This window comes from Pseudoalteromonas sp. S16_S37 (assembly GCF_014694405.1).
Lineage (GTDB): Bacteria > Pseudomonadota > Gammaproteobacteria > Enterobacterales > Alteromonadaceae > Pseudoalteromonas.
In genome coordinates, this window is record NZ_JAAUWV010000161.1 from 1 (window position 1) to 1,022 (window position 1,022).

Genomic DNA, 1,022 nt, shown 5'->3' on the forward strand with positions numbered 1-1,022 from the left:
CACGATGCTATCTATGCTGGCCAAGTTGAAGACTTACGTTTAAATGCCAATAAGCTCGATGTAAACCAACTTCGTGAAGACACCATGCATAAAGCGGTGTCGGGGACATTACGAGGTAAACAAAAGCTGAAGATGACTAAATTCGACTCTGAAGTTTACCAAACAAGTAACGATAATTTAGGTTACGTGTATATTGACATCAACGGTTGGGAACGTCCTAGCAGTATTTATGAAAAGCTTCACGGCTGGAATATCACTAAAAACAAGGCTGCAAGTTTATATAAGAGTCCTACTGCTCCCCATGTGTTTAATGTAACTCATGATGATGGTTCACAAATCAGCGTCCAAGATAAAATTATGATTTCGTATTATCGGACCGACTTTAACGCACAATTCGACTCACTCCCTTGGGTTGATATTATCGGCAAACCCGAAAATATCGCAGCTACTTTCCCTGATGGTGTTGTGGGGCAATGGATTCCTCACATCATTGATAATACGCAAATACAGAATGTTGCATTAAACAGAAAAAGTAGTGTTTCAGTTGGAAATCAGGTTTTTACACATGACAATGGGCAAACGTGGACGTCGAACACGTTTACCATAGACGCGGTTAAAAACGCCCGTACACTTGCTGCAAATGAACAAAATATAGTAATTATTAAACATTACGAGTCAATGTCTAATTTCTCTGAGTCTTCGCAAAATTTAGTCGTTCTGGGCGATATTAAAAATGTTTATGCAAGCCAAGCATATTTGAATGAGTACGGTAACAGGCTGCAGTCAAGCTTGGTTGGGAAAGTAGGGAAACGTAACAGCAGTGCGTACTTTCAAGAGTTTTTATCTGTTAGTAAACATACATTTTTCAGCCCTAATCAGACGCTAGGTTGGACGTCAAGAGAAGGCGATGAACCCAAACATACGGGAGTTAGTCTTGACGCACCTAACGACCGGTCTCCAGGTTTCAAAGCTCTTTACTCATGTGCTAAGCGAAATGGTCTTCTCTATCTACAATTCCACGG

The 1,022-nt window shown here is 40.6% G+C and carries 1 protein-coding gene; it reads left to right on the plus strand.

What is annotated here, in order from left to right; translation table 11 throughout:
• A partial coding sequence (locus HC733_RS22385) for a hypothetical protein (protein WP_190367178.1) occupies nucleotides 1–1,022 on the plus strand: 1,022 nt, incomplete at both ends.